Genomic DNA, 16928 nt, shown 5'->3' on the forward strand with positions numbered 1-16928 from the left:
TGGCCAGATCATGCCCGCACGCGAGATCCGCGCCCGCCACGACCGCGACTCGATCACCGTCTACCAGGCGTACTCACCGGAGATCGGCGTCCCGGCCGCCGAGCACGGCACGTTCGTCCCGCCGTTCTCCCGGAACCGCATGACCTGGATCAAACCGTCGTTCCTGTGGCTCATGGCCCGTAGCGACTGGGCGCGCAAACCCGGTCAGGAGACGATCCTCGCCGTCCGGATCAGCCGGGCCGGCTGGGAGGAGGCACTGGGGCTGGCCGTCCCGACCGATCCCGACCGCCGCGTCTTCCGGAGCTCCGAGGAATGGCGCCGCCGGTTCGCGGAGGCGGTCGTGCACGTCCAATGGGACCCCGAACGCTCCCTCGACGGCCGGAAACTCGAAGCGCGCAGCATCCAGATAGGCCTCAGCCGCCACATCGTCGACCGCTACGTCGACGATTGGATCCTCGGCATCGAAGACCTCACCCCGCTGGTCCGCAAGATCCACGGACTTCGCAAGGCCGGGCGCACCCCTCAGGCCAGAGCCCTGCTCCCCAAGGAACGCCCGTATGCCCTGACACCCGCCCTGGCGGCCCGCCTTGGGGCCTCCCAGTAGCCGATAGTGCTCCGCGCGTACCGTCAATTGGCAGAGGTGTCGGGGCAGGCGCTGCGCCTCATCGCGTGCGATAGGCATCCAGACGGTCGGCCAGTTCGCGCGGTCGGCTCAGAGCGACGAGGTGCCCTCCGGGCATCTCGTCCACGCTGATCCCGAGCCGATCAGCGACCACTCGCCGCTGGAACTCCAGCGGGAAGAGTCGGTCGTCGCGTGATTGCAGGAACACGGTCGGAGTGCTGGGCCACTTGTTTAGCGGCCACGGCTCCGCGAACGGGGTGGACGACTGCACGGTCTCCTGCGACAGCGCCACGGCCTTCACGTCGTCCGGCACGTCGTGGAAGAAGCACTCCTCGACGTCGAACTCCGCGGACGGTGTCCGTCCCTCCCGGACCGCCTGGTCGGACATCGCCTTCGCCTGCCCGGTGTTCCCCCACCAATCACCGCCCGTCTCGCCTGGCGACGGGACCATGGCGTTGAGCAGAACCAGAAGGTCGACGGGCACCCGCTCGCAGACGAGCGGCGCTGTGAACCCGCCCATCGACTGCGCCACCAGGATGACGTCCGTCCGATCCCCGATCGCCTCGACGACCGTGTCGGCGTACTCCGAGAGCCCCGCGGCGTCGTCCCCGGCCGGAAGCTCGACGGCTACGGCATCGTGCCCCCGAGCGCGCAGCTCCGGCACCAGCCGATGCCAGAACCAGGCCTGCCCGCCCGCGCCCGGGATGAGTGTGTACGTCGCCATGTTCATCGACCTCCGTAGTGCGGCGGCAGCGACACTAGCGAGCCGCACGGACATTCCCCTTCCCCCTCAAGCCCCGATCAAGGTCGGGGCGCCTGAATGCGAGAACCATCCCGGCGCGTCGCTCGCTTCGAACGTGTGTTCGTATTAGCTTGTCGTCCCGTGCTGATCGATGAACCGGTCTCGGCTGAGACCACGCCCACGGGCCGCCCCTCCCACATCACCGGCCCCCGAGGCCGCTACCACGTGCGCCGCGTCCTGGAGGAATGGCAGGCCCCGGGCCAGGCGAGGTTCTACCGCCTCCAGGTCGCGACACCCGACGGCCCCGCCATCGCCGAGGTCATCGCCCCGCACAGCCCGGGCCCCTGGACCCTCCACCAGGTATGGCCCTGACCCGTCACCCTTGCTCCCAATCAAGCCAACCCACCCGCACGCGGACGCCGTCCCCAAGCCGAGCACCCAACACCCCACCCAGCCGCACCTCCACCCGTCGGCCGAGGCTCCCTCAAGCCACCAGATGGGCTCTGACATCACAGGCCCGATACACGTCGCCTTCGCCATGGCACGGCGTCCGACCAGGCCGGTCCCGCTTGTGCGCAGGCGCCATCTCTGGCGTCGGCGTCCAGCGACACCCGTAAGTCGCGCTGTCCACTGGGGGCAGGTAGTTCCTCTAACCGTCGGGTGTGGTCGTGACGCTGCCGGGCTCGGTACCCGTTGTTCACCACGGTTCGGCCCTCCGGACAGGCCGTGGCCATCGGTGCGCGGATGCCGTATCCGGGGGCGGCGTCCAGCGACGCCCGTCCGCCGTGCTTCCTGCCCGGCGGTCGGGGTCCCCTTTCAGGGCGTCTCGCGGCACGACGCTGCCGACCTCAGCGATCCCGCTCCAGTCGGCCTGCAGCCTGTCCGCCCTCGGGTCGGGGCTTCGGACGGCCGGACGGCGATGACGTCCGGGCCACGGACGGGCATGGTGCCGACCGCCATGGCGGCGGGTGTGCCTGTGCCGGTCCCGCGCTGCCGTGATCGACAGATCTTCATCGACCTTCTTGTGCGAACCGGGCCTTGGCGGGGCGCACGCGGGAGGCGAAGATCGGCGCCATGGATCTGCTGGAGACTCTGGTCGGCAAGGGGCTGCGCCGTGAGCCGCTGTCCCGGGCCGAGGCGCTCGCGGTGCTGGAAACCTCCGATGACGAGTTGCTCGACGTGGTGGCCGCTGCCGGCAAGGTGCGCCGGCACTGGTTCGGGCGGCGGGTCAAGTTGAACTACCTGGTCAACCTGAAGTCGGGGCTCTGTCCTGAGGACTGCTCCTACTGCTCGCAGCGGCTGGGGTCCAAGGCGGGGGTCCTGACCTACACCTGGCTGAAGCCCGAAGAGGCGGCCGCGGCTGCGGAAGCGGGCGTCGCCGGCGGCGCCAAGCGCGTGTGCCTGGTGGCCAGCGGGCGCGGTCCGACCGACCGGGACGTGGAGAGGGTCGCCGGCATCATCTCGGCGATCAAGGAGCGCGACGAGGACGTGGAGATCTGCGCCTGTCTCGGCCTGCTGTCCGGCGCGCAGGCGGGGCGGCTCCACGAGGCCGGCGTTCATGCCTACAGCCACAACCTGAACACCGCCGAAGCCGCGTACGCGGACATCTGCACCACGCACGAGTTCAGCGACCGGGTCGACACCGTGCGGCAGACCAAGGAGGCAGGCCTGTCAGCCTGCTCGGGGCTGATCGCCGGCATGGGGGAGAGCGACGCGGACCTGGTGGACGTGGTGTTCGCCCTGCGCGACCTGGACGTGGACTCGGTCCCGGTGAACTTCCTGATCCCGTTCGAGGGGACGCCGATGGCCGAGAAGTGGGCCCTCACCCCGCAGCGGTGCCTGCGCATCCTGGCGATGGTGCGTTTCGTCTGCCCGGACGTGGAGGTGCGACTCGCCGGCGGCCGGGAGATCCATCTGCGGACGCTTCAGCCCCTCGCCCTGCACGTGGTCAACTCGATCTTCCTGGGCGACTACCTGACCAGCGAGGGCCAGGCCGGCAAGGCCGACCTCGACATGATCGCCGACGCGGGCTTCGAGGTCGAGGACACGGCCACCACCACACTGCCCGAACACCGAAGGCGCTCGAAGACCTCCGCATCCGATGACGAACCCGAACGCGAACACGCTCATGGCGGCGCCGTCCGTCCTCCACGCCCCTCCCCGCCTGCCCGAGCCGATCTGGTAACGGTGCGCCGCCGCGGAGCCGGCACCACTCTGCCCCCCAACGCCTGACCCTGTGCCGCCCCTTGGGGGCCAGCGCCGCGCCAGCCAGCCCGCACCCGATATCGACCTCCGTGTCGAACACCACGGCCGACCTCGACTCCCGGCCGTCCAACACTCCTAGGAGTGCAGCGTCGCCAGCCGCGCGGCGCACCTCAGCCGCCGCCCCTCCACCTCCTGCCGCGCGCCCCACCCACAACAACTGCAACTGGCGCCGACCACGCAAAACACGCGAGGCGGTCTAGTGACGAACTGCCTGATGAGGACCTGAACAAACCAGCCCCACACAGCCCAACCACCCGGCTCCCTGCGACCACGCCATCCCCCACCCAGCCAAAGGAACCACCAGCACCACCAGTCGAGCGGGCGCGGGCGGCGCTGGCTGGGGGAGGCGCGGGTGGCGCCAGCTGGGGGGCCGCGGGCGGTGTCGGTCGAGCGGGCGCGGGCGGGGGCGGTGCTGGCTGGGGAGGCGCGGGTGGCGCTCGCTGGGGAGGCCATGGGCGGTGCCCGTCGAGGTAGCCACTGGGGCGCGGGTCGGGGGTGCGGCGGGCGGCGTCTGTTGAGGGGGGCGAGTGCGTCGCTGGCCTGGTCGATGCGGTCGACCGGGTGGCGAACTTGATTGCCTGGGGCGGTGGGTTCGCGAGCCCCGGCGCGCGCTGAACCCACCGATTTCACACCAGTACTGCTGGTCCCCGAGGCTCGGCTGCTCGGCGCAGGCTTCTTGCCTTCGACCGGGTCGCCGCTCTGCGGTCCGTCCGTTCCTTGTGGCGTGGCGCCTCAGGCTACGAGGGGGTGTGTCTTCGTCTGGCGAGGGAGGCTCTCAGCGCCGTGAACCGTGCTTGGCGCCGACACGCCCGCGTCGGGAGCGGCGCCCCGGGGCATGACCCGGGCACGCCGTCTCGGCGGGCGCCCGGTACAAGGACGGAACACGGCGCACCGGGTTTGGAGGTGCCCTGGGTGTAGCTGATTGCTCGGAGGTCAGTGGGGGAGGCGAAGGACGAGGCGCTTGGAGAAGCCACCTCGGTCCGCCGCTTTGGCGGCGCGTCGCTCCTCCAGTTCCTCGGGGGAGAGGCCGTGGAGGGCGGCGAGGGCGTGAAGCACCTCCAGAAGGTCGGCGAGCTCCGCGGGGTCGTTGGACGCGATGTATTCGCCGGCCTCCTCGTAGAGCTTGTTGCGCAGCAACGCCCCTTGTTCCCCCGGGGCCGCGGTCCGTGTTTCCGGGGAACCGCCCGCGTCCCGGATGATCTCGGGGATCCGGTCGCGGACGAGCTTCTCGGATCGGCGCCCGTCCCCGGTCTGGTGCACGGTCCCGCCGTGGCGCCGATCCAGGGACTGGACCCACTTGAGGGCGACCGCCGCCGTCTGGATGAGTTCGTTGCGGAGACTTCGCGGATCGGACTCGGCCAGCGCCTCGTAGAACTCCTCGGTGAGGATGTGACGCCACGTCAGTTCGCCACGCGACCATGCCGCGGCGCATTCCTGCTTCGCCTCCTCGGCGGGTGCGATGAAGCCCGGGCCGGTTCCGTCAGGGAACTCCTGGACGCCCCACTTCCGGTCTTGGGCTTCCCGTTCTGCCGCCACGTCCGCCAGCGCCCTCGCGAGCGATCCCGGTGCCTGCTCGGTCTCCATGCCCGACGACGTTAGCCACTCGGATGGCCCGCCATGGCGTGGTCCGGTTCGCAGCTGAGCAGTTCATGGAGGATGGGCGGGAGCTCGTCCCACAGCCATTCGTTCAGCGTGCCCGGAAAGTCCGCGGGCGGGCGTACGGCCAGGCGGTGCGGCGTCACCTCGGTGATGCGTACGGCGAGAGGGCCGTCGTCCCACATGGACTCGCGGTTGCCCCAGAAACCGGAGAAATCGGCGCTCGTCAGCAGCAACTCCGCAGGCAGGGCATGCTCTCCCGGATGCCTGCCGAGTGGCAGCAGCCGTTGGGCGGTGGTGCGCAGGACGTTCAGCGCGGCCAGGTCGTGCGGGCAGGCGACGCCGGTGATCTGCAGTTCGGGCAGGCCGAACCGGCACAGCCCCCGGGTCGTGAGGTAGACGCAGGAGCAGCCGTCGATGTCGTCCTCGTCGGCGGTGCAGAGGCCGGAGTTCCGGTAGGGCGGCAGGGCGGCGCCGAGCCAGTCGTCGGCGAGGGTGAACTCGTCGAATCTTCCGAAGGGCACGACGGGCAGGACCTGGCTCGACAGTGGGTCCACCAGGACGCCGCAGACCGATTCGGCGACCGCCTTCGCCGCGGCCCGGGCGAGGTGAGGCCCTAACGGCAGGTCACCGGCCGGCAGGACGGACGTGACGGCGATGTGGTGCGTCGCCTGGCGGAGCCTTTCGGTGTCGTCGGCGTCCGCGCCGGTGATGCCGGAAAGGTCCCAGGGGGAGCTCGTGGCGGGGTGGCACGTGAGCGCGAGTCGGGGAGAGCCGAGCCTTTCCGAGATCGCCGCCGCGAAGGAGCCGGAGAACCTCCGGAGGATCGCCGCCGCCAGGTCGTCGGGGTTCCTGTCGGTCGCGACGACGAAATCGGCGGTCGTCTCTTCGGGGACCGTGATGGTGACGCGCATTGCAGCCTCCTCGTGGCAGGTGGACCGGCGTGCGAGGTCCAGCATCGGGGAGGCCGCCGGGCGGGCCGAGGCGAACGGGATTCTGTGGATAAAGGCAGCCGGGCTTCTGCGTGGAAGGCTGGGGGGATGGACGCGATACGTCGGCTCGGAGTCGGGCTCGCCGCGCTGGGGCGGCCGGCCTACATCAACGTGGGAAGCGCCGGGGAACTGCCGCCCGGACGGAGCGTGGAGGCGATGCGAAAGGCGACCTGGAGTGTCCTGGACGCTGCGTACGCGGCAGGCGTTCGGTGGGTGGACACTGCGCGCTCCTACGGCCGGGCAGAGGAGTTCCTTGGCGGCTGGCTAGAGGCACGTGCTCCCGAAGGGGTCCGTGTGTCGAGCAAGTGGGGCTACGCCTACGTGGGCGAGTGGAAGACCGACGCGAAGGTGCATGAGGTCAAGGAGCACAGCCTTGGCCGTTTCCAGACTCAGTACGAAGAGACGCGAAGACTTCTGGGCGGGCACCTGGCCGTTTATCAGGTGCATTCACTCACCGAGGAGAGTCCGCTGTTCCAGGACGTCCCCCTCCAGGAGGCTCTGGCCCAGTTGGCCGGTGAGGGGGTCCGCGTCGGGTTCTCGACGTCTGGACCACGGCAGGCGGACACGATCAGACGTGCCATGGGGTTGGAGGCGGCCGGTCAGAGGCTGTTCAGCACGGTCCAGTCGACGTGGAACATCCTGGAGACCTCCGCTGAGGACGCGCTGCGCGAGGCCCACGAAAACGGACTGCATGTGCTGCTGAAGGAAGTGCTGGCCAACGGCAGGCTCGCTGTGCAGCCGCCCGTGGAGGTGCAAGACGTCGCGTCCAAGCACCATGCGGGGCCGGACGCCGTGGCTCTGGCGACGGCGCTCAGCAAGCCTTGGGCTGGGACCGTCCTCATCGGCGCCGTGAGCCCGACCCAGTTGCAGGCGAACCTCGCGGCGACAGAGGTGCTCCTCGACGAGGGCGAGCTGGAGGAGTTGGCTGGGCTGAACGTCCCGGCGGAACGCTACTGGGCCGAACGGAGCGCGCTTTCCTGGGTGTGAGCGGTCGGACGAACCCCCGTGCCATGGCACGATTTGAGCACCCTCACCATGATCGGATCGCCGTGTCCCCGCAGCCCGAACCGCCCCAGATGATCGGCCCCTACCGCGTCGTCTCGCGGCTCGGTTCCGGTGGAATGGGCGAGGTGTTCCTCGGGGCGTCGCCCAGCAGGCGGCTGGTCGCCGTGAAGGTCATCCGGCCGGAACTGCTGGACGACCCCAAGTGGAGGGAACGGTTCCGCCGCGAGGTCACCTCGGCCCGCTCCGTGAGCGGTTTCTACACGGCGCCCGTCGTCGACGCCGATCCGGACGCGCCACAGCCGTGGCTGGCGACGCAGTACATCCGCGGTGTGAGCCTCTCCGCAGTCGTCCGGGAGAAGGGGCCGCTCCAGGAGCAGACGGCCTGCCGCCTGGGGGCCGGACTGGCGGAGGCGTTGATCGCGATCCATGGGGCGGGGATCGTTCACCGCGACCTGAAGCCGTCCAACGTCCTGCTCGCCTCTGATGGTCCTCGAGTCATCGACTTCGGAATCGCCCGGCTCTTGGACGCTCTTCCGCTGTCGCGTACGGAGATTCTGGGGACGCCCGCGTACATGTCACCGGAGCAGGCTCTCGGCGACCCCGTCCATCCGGAAAGCGACGTGTTCTCCCTGGGGTCGACGCTCGTCTACGCGGCGACCGGTGCGGCACCCTTCGGTGACGGGCGCAAGGTTCGAGGACGCATCGTCTACGGCGAGCCCGACCTCGCCCTCCTGCCGGCTCCCATGCTGGGGCTCGTCACGCGCTGTCTGTCGAAGGACCCAGGGGAACGTCCGACACCCGAGCAGATCCTCGTCGCCTTGAGCACGTTGCTGGACGCGCACTACGGCGAGGAGTGGCCACCACTGGACGTCGAGCAATTGATCGACGTCCGGGAACGGACGCTGGTGGAATTGACAGCGGACCAGCCCACCTTGCGTGAGCCGCGCCCTGAGGACGTGCACGGGCCGACATGACCTGCCGGCCATGGCGGCGGGGCTGAGATTCTTCTCACTTTCCCCGTCTGCACCGGCGCGGCGCCGGACGGCCGCCGTGGCATCCTCTCCCGGCGCGCGAGATCATGAGAACGCCTCACCGGCCGACCGGCCGGGACGACCGGTGGGGAGGGCGAATTCTGGTCGATCGCTGCTGACCGTCCAGCTTTCTGCCCAGGCCACTCGGACGAGGCGTTTCAGGCCAAATCGTCCCGTTTCGCTATGCGGGCGGGACGGTCGGGTCGCCGCGACCGCGAGTGCCGGTGGAGCGGGCATGGCGAGTCGCTGAACAGCTCGCGCGCCCGTGCGACCGGCCGGTCCGCCGTCAACGGGGACGGCCCGGATCAGCCCCTGTGATCACGTGGATACGATGAAACCGGAACGTCTACGCAGGTGTGGACGCAGTTGGGAGTGAGCGAGTATGTCGGATTTCGAGCTCGACCACGCGGGCGGCCGCATGCCTCTGGAGGTCAGCGAGGCGACCGAGGGTCCGTCGGGGCTGGTCGTCGGCAGTCTCCTCAAGGAGACGGGCCATGTCACGCTCGATCCGGGCTTCACCAACACGGCGTCCACCACGTCGGCCATCACCTACATCGACGGTGAGGCGGGGATCCTGCGCTACCGGGGCTACCCCATCGAGGAGCTGGCGGAGAAATCGTCCTTCCTCGAAGTGGCCTACCTGCTGATCTACGGCGAGCTGCCGACGGCCGACCAGCTGAGCGCGTTCACCGACAGCGTCCGCCACCACACGCTGCTGGACGAGAAGTTCCGCGCCTTCTTCTCCGCCTTCCCACGCCGCGCGCACCCGATGGCCGTACTGTCGTCCGCGGTCAGCGCCCTGTCGACGTTCTACCAGGACAGCCTCGACCCGTTCGACCCGGAGCAGGTCGACCGGTCGAGCATCCGGCTCATCGCGAAGCTCCCGACCATCGCGGCCTACGCCTACAAGACGTCCAACGGCCAGCCGCTGCTCTACCCCGACAACTCGCTCGGGTACGTGGAGAACTTCCTGCGCATGATGTTCGGCCTGCCCACGCAGCCGTACGAGATCGACCCGGAGATCGCGCGCGTGCTGGACATGCTGTTCGTCCTGCACGCCGACCACGAACAGAACTGCTCCACCTCCACCGTGCGACTGGTGGGCTCCAGCCAGGCGAACCTGTTCTCTTCGGTGTCCGCGGGCGTCGACGCTCTGTTCGGCCCCCTGCACGGTGGCGCCAACCAGGCCGTCCTGGAGATGCTTGAGCGCATCCACGACAACGGCGACGACATCGACTCGTTCGTCGAGCGCGTCAAGAAGAAGGAGCCCGGCGTCAAGCTCATGGGCTTCGGGCACCGCGTCTACCGCAACTACGACCCGCGCGCCGCCGTCGTGAAGAAGGCAACGGGCAAGGTCCTGGACGCGCTCGGCAAGTCCGACCCGCTGCTGGACCTGGCCATGCGCCTCGAAGAGGTCGCCCTCAGCGACGACTACTTCATCGAGCGCAAGCTGTACCCGAACGTGGACTTCTACACCGGCGTCATCTACAAGGCGATGGGCTTCCCGACGAACGCCTTCACGGTGCTGTTCGCCCTGGGCCGGCTCCCCGGCTGGATCGCCCAGTGGCGCGAGATGATGAACGACCCCTCCACAAAGATCGGGCGCCCGCGCCAGGTTTACGTGGGGCCGGGCGAGCGCCACTTCGTGGAGCTTTCCGCTCGCTAGCGGCGGTTCCCGGGCGCGGTCCCGGGACGGCGGGAGTGCGCGTGCGACGGGCGGGGTCCCACCCCGCCCGCCGCTTGATCATCTTCGGGAGCGCGGCCGGGTTAGCCTGGGGGGCGACGACTCCCCAGCGGAAGGCGCTCCCCCATGCCCTCCATCGCCGAGAGCAGCCTTGTCAGCCTGGATTTCTGGTCGAAGCCGCAGGACCGACGCGACGAACTGTTCGCCTCCCTGCGGGCCACGGAAGGGCCGGTCTTCTGCCCCGTACCGGACGAACCGGGGTTCTACGCGATCGTCCGCTACGAGGAGGTCGCCGAAGCGAGCCGGAACCCCCAGGTGTTCAGCTCGCAGCCGACCGCGGTCAGCCTGGTCGACCCGCCCCCTCAGGTCGCCGCCTACACCGGCTCCATGATCAGCATCGACGATCCCCGGCACGCGCGGCTCCGCCGGATCGTCTCCCGCTCGTTCACGCCGCGCCTCGTCCAGCGGGTCACGGGGGACGTCGCCGTCCTGGCCCGCCACATCGTGGACGAGCTGACCGAGCGAGGCCCGTGCGACTTCGTCGAGCACGTCGCCATGCCGATGCCCCTGCGGATCATCTGCTCGATGATGGGCATCCCGGAATCCGCGTACGACGACGTCATCGAGGCCACGAACGTCATCACCGCCATCGGCGACCCCGACTACGTCGGCCCTGACGGAGCCGAAAGGACGGTCGTCCTCAGGGAGAAGTTCTCCCTCCTGCACGCACTCATGGCCGATCTCGGCCGCCTGCGCCGCGAGAACCCCGCCGACGACCTCGTCACCGCGCTGACTCATGCGAACGTCGACGGGGAGGCCCTCGACGACACCGACCTGGGCCGCTTCTTCTCGCTGCTGGTCGTCGCGGGGAACGAGACGACGCGCAACGCGCTGTCGCACGCCGTGTGCCTGCTCACCGACAACCCTGAGCAGCGGGACGTCCTGCTGGGGGACCTGGACGTCCGGCTTCCGGCCGCCGTCGAGGAGATCGTCCGCTACTCCACCCCGGTGACGTGGATGCGCCGGACGCTGACCCGCGACCACGAGCTGGGCGGCCACGTCTACCGCGCCGGAGACCGGGTGGTCCTCTACTACAACTCGGCGAACAGGGACGAGAGCGTCTTCAAGGATTCGCACGCGTTCGACGTCACGCGCTCGCCCAACCCGCACTTCGGTTTCGGCGCCCCCGGACCGCACTTCTGCCTCGGCGCGCACCTGGCCCGCCGCGAGATCACGGTGCTGCTCCGCGAGCTGTACACGCGACTGCCCACCTTGCACGCCACCGCGCCGCCCGTCCGTCAGCGGGCGAGCTTCATCAATGGGATCAAGTCCCTGCCCTGCGCGTTCTGAATCCCACCGAAAGGTCTCGGCCTGCCGCAGGCGTCGCCGTCCCTCCCATGACGCGGCACCGGTTATCCACAGAAGCGCGTTCTAGTCGTTCCGGCGACGCCCGTGCCTGAGGCTGAGTCGCGTTCACGTCAACGCGACAAGAAAGGCCCGGCCATGCCAGAGATGACGCGCGCCGATCACAGCGCCAACCAGCTCGCCACGCTTCTCGGTCTCGCCCGATGGCAGATGCGCCTCGGCCTGGAGCACGGGCTGCTCCCGGAACCCGACCTGGAGGGGGACCGGTGGTCCGCCGCCCTCGCCGAGGGAGCCCGCGGCCGGAGCGAGGAGATCGTCGCACGGTTCGGCGACGAGCCCCCCATCGGCTCGGCGAAGGCCGCCGCGCGGCTGGCGTCCCGGGTGGGCCTCGACGTCGAGCGAGGGGACGTCGAGGTTCTGGTAGCCCAAGGCGACCTCGACGTCATCAGCACCTTCCGCGGATTTCCCGTCTACCTGCTTCGCGATCTGGACCGGCTCGATCCCGACTCCGTGCGCCGCGTGGCCGCCACCAGGAAGGGCCCGCTGACCGACACCGTCGACGCCGGCGGAGCGGCGACCATCCTCGGCTGGCACCGCAGGACCTTCGACCGGATAGCGGTCGAACGGGGCCTCGAGACGGACAGGCTCGGCCGTTACGCACTCTCCGACGTCCGGGCGCTGAGCGCGGACGAGGATCTGACCCGCCAAGTGGAGGAGGAGCAACGGAACCTGGCCCTCGCTCGAACACGCCGGTCCGAGGCCCGAGCCGAAGACGTGATCCGCGCCTGGATCCTGCGGTGCTCTGCCTTCCTGGACGGCGACGCCGACCAGCCCCCGGACACGGCGCCCGTAGGACGAGCGTTGAGAAGCCTCACGACGATCAGGGCTGATATTGCGAAACAACGAGAACCCATGCCCTAGAACCCGCCGAGAGACTGCCCCGCAAGGGAGAGCGCCCGGACGGGCAGGACAAAGCGATGAGGACCCGGGAGCGCTGCTCGTGCGATCTTCAAGGGCACCTCTCCATCGTGGGACGCGCGAAATGGGCGTCGGTCTAACCGCGTCGGGAGGTTGAGCGGCGACGGGTCGGTGGCTTCTGGGTGTCCTTCTGCTGGGCCAGCACCTTCAGGAGGCGGTCACGGGCTTCCGTGCGGGACATCGCCGGAAGGCGGGAAGGGAAGTTGGACGCTACGGCGGGAGGCGCCTCGACCAGCCCCTCGTCGTCGATCACGGCCTGGTCGCCCGTCCAGTGACCGAGCAGGACCGCGAACACGGCGTCCGGATGGTGGGTGAGGAGTGCCATGATCCGCTCGGCCTCCTGGGCGCAGTCGGCCACCAGCAGGAGACGACGCCCCTCAGTGACGCCGCTCCTCTCGCGGATGGCGAGTTCGGTTTCCAGGTACGCGAGCGCCGCGTCGAGGTTCCCCGGGATGAACAGCCCCGCCGGGTCGTCGTCGAGCAGCTCATCCTCGGCCAGCCCGAAGAGAGTGATGGCGTCGGGCCGCGGGACGACGACCAGTGAGTTGTCACCGTGTACGTCGAGCGCGGTCAGCGCCAGTACCCGCGCGGTGGACGTCGCACCTGGCCCCGTGAGCCCAGCGGGCGGCGTGGCGAAGGGGTTGACCGCAGGACGGTAGGTGAATCGCACGGGCTGCGGGTCCTGGGCGCTAGGCGCGGGCACGGGGGCAAGGCCGGCGGTAGCGGCGGTGTAGATGCGATGCCGGAACGGATAGCACATCGCTGCTGCGGCGGGGAGAAGCAGGCTGAGAAGCAGTACCGGTTGCAGCGAGGAAGGACGTGAATCGACCTCGTCGGCCTGTTCGCGCGGTCGGACCGGAGCGGAGGCCACGGATGTGCGCTTGGGGGTGCTCTGAGAGGGGCTGGGAGACGGGGACGCGCTTCTCGGACGGGCCGGCGCCGCAGGACGAGGAACAACGTTCTCGCGCGGGTGCGGCGATGGCACCTTGTGCTCCTTCTTCGGCTTCCGGTCGTAGCGCTCGCCCCAGCGAGGCAGATCTCGGCCGTGGCCCGAACGTCTCCGAGACCTCTCGTACATCGCCACCCATGCCTCCTTGCACTTGTGCGCGGCGTACCGGTCGCCGACGGCGTGGCGACAGACGGGCGGGACGGGCCTGCGCGGTTCCGGCTCGGTTCCGGCGGCCGCGTCGGACGGACCCGCCGCACCGATACTGATGGCGCCGGCCATGGCGGTACATCCCAGGAACCCGCACGTGCAGCGGAGCCATTCGCCGAAGGCGACGGCAAGTTTGGGATGTGCCAGGAAACGGTTCATCTTCGCCCCGGGGGATCGCGTCGGTCACCGTGTGAATGCCGATCGTAGCCACTTTGGCTACGGAGCGTTGAACATTGCCCACAGTCGGCTTCTGTGATCGGACCGAGCCGTTGCCGCCGCGCGAGTGACTGATATGTATGGCAGATTCCGGATCATCCCGAAATGTCGCTTCGCTGCCCCTAGCCCCGCCCGCCGGCCCGCCAAGGCGCTGAATTCCCGTGAATTCAAAGGGATGCGCGAGGAGGGGGATCGGTGATAAGACAGCCCCGAGCAACAACACCGTGCATGATCAGTGCCTGCTCGAACCTCCTGAGGAGCCCCCCGAAGTGGCATGCTCGGGTGACGACACGGTCCCAAAACTGTCACTCGCTGTCACTGAGACCAATGGCTGAACTCCTCCAGGTGGTCGCCACTCCCGACCCGGCCAGGAACGCAATGATCGCGCGTCCCGGACGAAGACGAAGTCGCGCGTATTCACCTTCACTCCAGGCCGGACCGGCCACATAGACAGGCGTCGCCGCGATCGACTTGCCGCCGCCCTTTGTTCGATTCCCCCCACCATCAACCCCCAAGGCCACCGATGCGCTTCTGCGCCAGCCAGCGCGGCGGCCTGTCGCTGCGCGATCGGCAGCTGCTCAACCTCGCCGTCCTCACCGCGATGGGCGGCGTGGATCCGCAGCTCGCCGGGCATGTGCGGACCTGCCTGCGGCTCGGCATGGCCCGCGAGGAGATCGTCGAGGCGCTCGTCCACCTCGCGCCCTACATCGGCGTCCCGAAGGCCCTGGCCGGCCTGCGCGTGGCGGCGGCGGAACTGTGAGGAGCAGCACGGTCCTCGGCGACATCGCCCCCGCCGACCTCGGCGTGTGCGACGCCCACGACCACCTCTTCATCCGCTCCCCCCGGCCGCCGGGCGAGGAACCCGACAACCCGCCCTAGCCGCCGCCCAGCCCCGCACCTTCGGGCCCAGCTCTGTGGCTTCGCCCAGGTCCGTGGTTTCGCCCAGGTCCGTGGTTTCGCCCAGGTCCGTGGTTTCGCCCAGGTCCGTGGTTTCGCCCAGGTCCGTGGTTTCGCCCAGCTCGGCGGCGGGGCGGTCGCCCAGTGGGCGCCCACGGGATGGGGCGCCGCATCGACGACCTCGCGGACGTCTCCCGCGCCACGGGCGTCCACGTCATCGCCGCCACCGGCCTGCACCAGGCCACCCACTGCGACGCCGACCGCTGTTCCCGGCGCTGCCGGTGCTGCGCGACGAGGGAGCGGTGGCGGCGGTGCGGGGCGCCCCGAAGCCGCCCTCCGCTGGAGAGCGTCCGGCTGCCAGCCCCACGCGAAGCCGACAATGCGGCCAGGTGCCGCGTTGATCATGAAACCGCCGCTGTGGTCCCAGCGCCGCGCCAATTGTCGTCGACACGAGCCCGTCGATGCCGCTGGCGCGCCGATGGCCGTGATCCGGATACCGTGCCGCGGTCGCAGCACTTAGTCCAGATTGCGGATTGGCGCGCTCGCTGCCGTGACCTTCACCGGCCCGCCCGGCGACGCCGCCACCATGTCGCGTGCCAGATGCGGCTCGCCCATCCCGGGACGGCTTCGAGGACGGCGTCTGCGGTGGGGGCGTGGGCTGGCGGCGGCTGCTCTTTTTCTGGGGCGCTTTTGGGAGGGTGCCGCTGAGGCTGCGTGCCGGTGGAGTCAGGCTGCTTCGGGGAGGGAGTGGGGTGTGGGGGGTTCTTGGGTGTCGTGGAGGCCCATTGGGAGGGTGTCGCCCCAGAGCCAGTCGTTGACCGTGCCTTCGAAGTGGGCGGGAGGGCCTACGGCGAGGAGGCGGGCGGTCAACGGGGAGAGCTGGACCTGGAAGGGGGACGGCGGAGTTAAAGGGACGCGGCGGGTTGTGCCCCAGAAGTCGTTGAAGTCGCTCTGGGCCAGGTCGAGGACGTCGGGGATCGTTCGGTCGCGGACGGCCGGGCCGGTGGCCAGCCAGGACCAGTGGTCGGTCAGGAGGCGGCGGGCCGTGGTGCGCAGGACGTTGAGGGCGGTGAGGTCGTGCGGGCAGGCGACGTCGGTGATCTGGAGTTCGGGGAGACCGAAGCGGCGCAGGCCGCGGGTGCGCAGGTGGAGGCAGGCGCAGCCGTTGACGCCTTCCGGATCGACGCCGGGGTCGGCGGCTGTGCAGCGGCCGTTGGCGCGGAACGGCGGTAGGACGTCGCCCAGCCACCGGTCGGCCAGAACGAAGCGCGTCCTCTCGTGGGCGGACGGCGTGAGGACGTGGCCCGTGACCAGGTCGGCGACTATTCCTCCGGTGGCTTCGGCGATGGCGTACGCGGCGGCGCGGGCCACCTGGACCGCTCTGGGCTGGTCGGTGATCGGGGCGAAGGCGGTGACGACGGCGAACTGCTCGGCGTCGTTGAAGGCGCGCGCGAGTTGCCGGTCCTCTGGTCGTGCCGCCTTGATCTGCCCCGGGTCCCAGCGGAGGTGGGTGAGGTCTTCACGGGCGACCTGGAGTTGGCGCGTGCCCAGGCGTCCGGCGATGTGGGAGAGATAGGGGCCGTCCGCGGTTCTGAGAAGGTCGGCGGGGCCGTCCGGGACGGTGGTGGCCGCCACGGCGAACCGCGACGTGGTGGTGGACGGGACCGGGAACGTGATCGTGGCCATGGGACTCCTCCTCGCCTTGCGGGACGTGCCCAGCTTGCGCGGCCGTCCGGGCGCCCGACAGGAGAACCGGGTTCTGTGGATAACCCGGCCGGCTGGGGCGGCTGTGAGAGCCGTGGGCGGGCGGGGTGGCGTGCGCGGTGGAGCGGGCCGGGCTCGTGGGGGAGGCGGGGTTCCGGTCTTGGGGCTGCCGGAGCGGGTGATCCGGCGGATCGGCCGGGAGGCACCGGTGACAGACACGTCTGTCTAGCTGCGACACGCCGTTCGCCATGGAAAAGACCAGCTTCGGCCGAATTCGCGGTGATTCGCGCGGCATCGACGGCGCAATCGGGGGGAATGTGTACGTTGGGGAGATCAACACTGCTGTGAGCTGCGGGGACGGGCCCCGCCGCCCAGCCTCGGAAACAGGAGGTCCCCGTGGCTCGAACACTGTCGAGGGGCACCCGTGTCACCGGTGCCGAACGCACCAGGCTCGCCGCCGAGCTCGCCCCGCGGTACGCGGCGGGCGAGAGCATCCGCGATCTGGCCGCCGAGACCGGCCGGTCGTACGGGTTCATCTACAACGTCCTGAAGGAGGCGGGAGTGCCGCTGCGCGGTCGGGGCGGCAACACCCGGCGCAAGAAGGACTGACCCGCTCCCAAGCCCAGCGAGACAAGGAAGAAGCGAGCACATGGCCGGACGTCCCCCTCGCCCCCC

16 protein-coding genes are annotated in these 16928 nt (G+C 69.8%); 11 read left to right on the forward strand and 5 right to left on the reverse strand.

Annotation, left to right across the window (positions count from 1 at the left end; all coding sequences use genetic code 11):
* Nucleotides 1-10: 10 nt before the first annotated feature.
* Nucleotides 11-604 (forward strand): DUF4291 domain-containing protein, encoded by a 594-nt coding sequence (locus ABWI04_RS14025; RefSeq protein WP_353832650.1) that lies wholly within the window; start codon nt 11-13, stop codon nt 602-604.
* Nucleotides 605-662: 58 nt separating this feature from the next.
* On the opposite strand, the gene ABWI04_RS14030 is transcribed toward ABWI04_RS14025, so the two are convergent.
* Nucleotides 663-1346: an alpha/beta fold hydrolase gene (locus ABWI04_RS14030; protein WP_353832651.1), complete on the reverse strand. Its 684-nt coding sequence runs from the start codon at nt 1344-1346 to the stop codon at nt 663-665.
* A gap of 159 nt (nt 1347-1505) precedes the next feature.
* On the opposite strand from ABWI04_RS14030, the gene ABWI04_RS14035 reads away from it, so the two are divergent.
* On the forward strand, nt 1506-1736 hold the full coding sequence (locus ABWI04_RS14035) for a hypothetical protein (RefSeq protein ID WP_353832652.1): 231 nt from the start codon (nt 1506-1508) through the stop codon (nt 1734-1736).
* A gap of 702 nt (nt 1737-2438) precedes the next feature.
* Nucleotides 2439-3596, forward strand: coding sequence for a biotin synthase BioB (gene bioB, locus ABWI04_RS14040; protein ID WP_353832653.1), 1158 nt, complete (start codon nt 2439-2441; stop codon nt 3594-3596).
* Nucleotides 3597-4562: 966 nt separating this feature from the next.
* On the opposite strand, the gene ABWI04_RS14045 is transcribed toward bioB, so the two are convergent.
* Together ABWI04_RS14045 and ABWI04_RS14050 are read right to left on the reverse strand one after the other, a co-directional pair.
* Nucleotides 4563-5213, reverse strand: a complete 651-nt coding sequence (locus tag ABWI04_RS14045; RefSeq protein WP_353832654.1) for a nucleoside triphosphate pyrophosphohydrolase — start codon at nt 5211-5213, stop codon at nt 4563-4565.
* Nucleotides 5214-5224: 11 nt separating this feature from the next.
* Nucleotides 5225-6139, reverse strand: coding sequence for a hypothetical protein (locus ABWI04_RS14050; protein WP_353832655.1), 915 nt, complete (start codon nt 6137-6139; stop codon nt 5225-5227).
* Between the two features lie 126 nt (nt 6140-6265).
* On the opposite strand from ABWI04_RS14050, the gene ABWI04_RS14055 reads away from it, so the two are divergent.
* From ABWI04_RS14055 to ABWI04_RS14075, 5 genes are all read left to right on the forward strand, one after another.
* Complete coding sequence (locus ABWI04_RS14055) at nt 6266-7204, forward strand: aldo/keto reductase (RefSeq protein ID WP_353832656.1); 939 nt, start codon at nt 6266-6268, stop codon at nt 7202-7204.
* An 89-nt stretch (nt 7205-7293) separates the two neighbouring features.
* Nucleotides 7294-8196 (forward strand): serine/threonine-protein kinase, encoded by a 903-nt coding sequence (locus tag ABWI04_RS14060; protein ID WP_345185978.1) that lies wholly within the window; start codon nt 7294-7296, stop codon nt 8194-8196.
* A 439-nt stretch (nt 8197-8635) separates the two neighbouring features.
* Entirely contained in the window at nt 8636-9919 is a 1284-nt protein-coding gene (locus ABWI04_RS14065; RefSeq protein WP_353832657.1) for a citrate synthase, read from the forward strand.
* Between the two features lie 144 nt (nt 9920-10063).
* Nucleotides 10064-11287, forward strand: coding sequence for a cytochrome P450 (locus ABWI04_RS14070; RefSeq protein ID WP_353832658.1), 1224 nt, complete (start codon nt 10064-10066; stop codon nt 11285-11287).
* Between the two features lie 153 nt (nt 11288-11440).
* The gene (locus ABWI04_RS14075; RefSeq protein WP_353832659.1) at nt 11441-12223 is read left to right on the forward strand and encodes a hypothetical protein; all 783 of its coding nucleotides are present in this window, start codon (nt 11441-11443) and stop codon (nt 12221-12223) included.
* A 133-nt stretch (nt 12224-12356) separates the two neighbouring features.
* Here ABWI04_RS14075 and ABWI04_RS14080 read toward each other — a convergent pair whose 3' ends face one another.
* On the reverse strand, nt 12357-13151 hold the full coding sequence (locus tag ABWI04_RS14080; protein WP_353832660.1) for a hypothetical protein: 795 nt from the start codon (nt 13149-13151) through the stop codon (nt 12357-12359).
* A 1024-nt stretch (nt 13152-14175) separates the two neighbouring features.
* Between ABWI04_RS14080 and ABWI04_RS14085 the strand changes: the two genes are divergently transcribed.
* Complete coding sequence (locus ABWI04_RS14085; RefSeq protein WP_353832661.1) at nt 14176-14412, forward strand: carboxymuconolactone decarboxylase family protein; 237 nt, start codon at nt 14176-14178, stop codon at nt 14410-14412.
* Nucleotides 14409-14531: a hypothetical protein gene (locus tag ABWI04_RS14090; RefSeq protein ID WP_353832662.1), complete on the forward strand. Its 123-nt coding sequence runs from the start codon at nt 14409-14411 to the stop codon at nt 14529-14531. Before ABWI04_RS14085 ends, ABWI04_RS14090 begins: the two co-directional genes overlap by 4 nt.
* A 744-nt stretch (nt 14532-15275) precedes the next feature.
* Here ABWI04_RS14090 and ABWI04_RS14100 read toward each other — a convergent pair.
* Nucleotides 15276-16235 carry a hypothetical protein gene (locus tag ABWI04_RS14100; RefSeq protein ID WP_353832664.1) on the reverse strand — a complete coding sequence of 320 codons (960 nt, stop codon included), beginning with the start codon at nt 16233-16235 and terminating at the stop codon, nt 15276-15278.
* Between the two features lie 414 nt (nt 16236-16649).
* Here ABWI04_RS14100 and ABWI04_RS14105 point away from each other — a divergent pair, with 414 nt between their 5' ends.
* The gene (locus ABWI04_RS14105) at nt 16650-16862 is read left to right on the forward strand and encodes a helix-turn-helix domain-containing protein (protein ID WP_021594883.1); all 213 of its coding nucleotides are present in this window, start codon (nt 16650-16652) and stop codon (nt 16860-16862) included.
* Nucleotides 16863-16928: the final 66 nt, after the last annotated feature.

It is taken from the genome of Actinomadura sp. NPDC000929 (genome assembly GCF_040492065.1).
Classification (GTDB): Bacteria; Actinomycetota; Actinomycetes; order Streptosporangiales; family Streptosporangiaceae; genus Spirillospora; species Spirillospora verrucosospora.

What these genes read in the sequence shown, in the direction of transcription:
- ABWI04_RS14025 (WP_353832650.1), top strand. Translation starts at nt 11, where the DNA reads ATGCCCGCACGCGAGATCCGCGCCCGCCACGACCGCGACTCGATCACC.
- ABWI04_RS14030 (WP_353832651.1), bottom strand. Translation starts at nt 1,346, where the DNA reads ATGGCGACGTACACACTCATCCCGGGCGCGGGCGGGCAGGCCTGGTTC.
- bioB (WP_353832653.1), top strand. Translation starts at nt 2,439, where the DNA reads ATGGATCTGCTGGAGACTCTGGTCGGCAAGGGGCTGCGCCGTGAGCCG.
- ABWI04_RS14045 (WP_353832654.1), bottom strand. Translation starts at nt 5,213, where the DNA reads ATGGAGACCGAGCAGGCACCGGGATCGCTCGCGAGGGCGCTGGCGGAC.
- ABWI04_RS14050 (WP_353832655.1), bottom strand. Translation starts at nt 6,139, where the DNA reads ATGCGCGTCACCATCACGGTCCCCGAAGAGACGACCGCCGATTTCGTC.
- ABWI04_RS14055 (WP_353832656.1), top strand. Translation starts at nt 6,266, where the DNA reads ATGGACGCGATACGTCGGCTCGGAGTCGGGCTCGCCGCGCTGGGGCGG.
- ABWI04_RS14060 (WP_345185978.1), top strand. Translation starts at nt 7,294, where the DNA reads ATGATCGGCCCCTACCGCGTCGTCTCGCGGCTCGGTTCCGGTGGAATG.
- ABWI04_RS14065 (WP_353832657.1), top strand. Translation starts at nt 8,636, where the DNA reads ATGTCGGATTTCGAGCTCGACCACGCGGGCGGCCGCATGCCTCTGGAG.
- ABWI04_RS14070 (WP_353832658.1), top strand. Translation starts at nt 10,064, where the DNA reads ATGCCCTCCATCGCCGAGAGCAGCCTTGTCAGCCTGGATTTCTGGTCG.
- ABWI04_RS14075 (WP_353832659.1), top strand. Translation starts at nt 11,441, where the DNA reads ATGCCAGAGATGACGCGCGCCGATCACAGCGCCAACCAGCTCGCCACG.
- ABWI04_RS14085 (WP_353832661.1), top strand. Translation starts at nt 14,176, where the DNA reads ATGCGCTTCTGCGCCAGCCAGCGCGGCGGCCTGTCGCTGCGCGATCGG.
- ABWI04_RS14100 (WP_353832664.1), bottom strand. Translation starts at nt 16,235, where the DNA reads ATGGCCACGATCACGTTCCCGGTCCCGTCCACCACCACGTCGCGGTTC.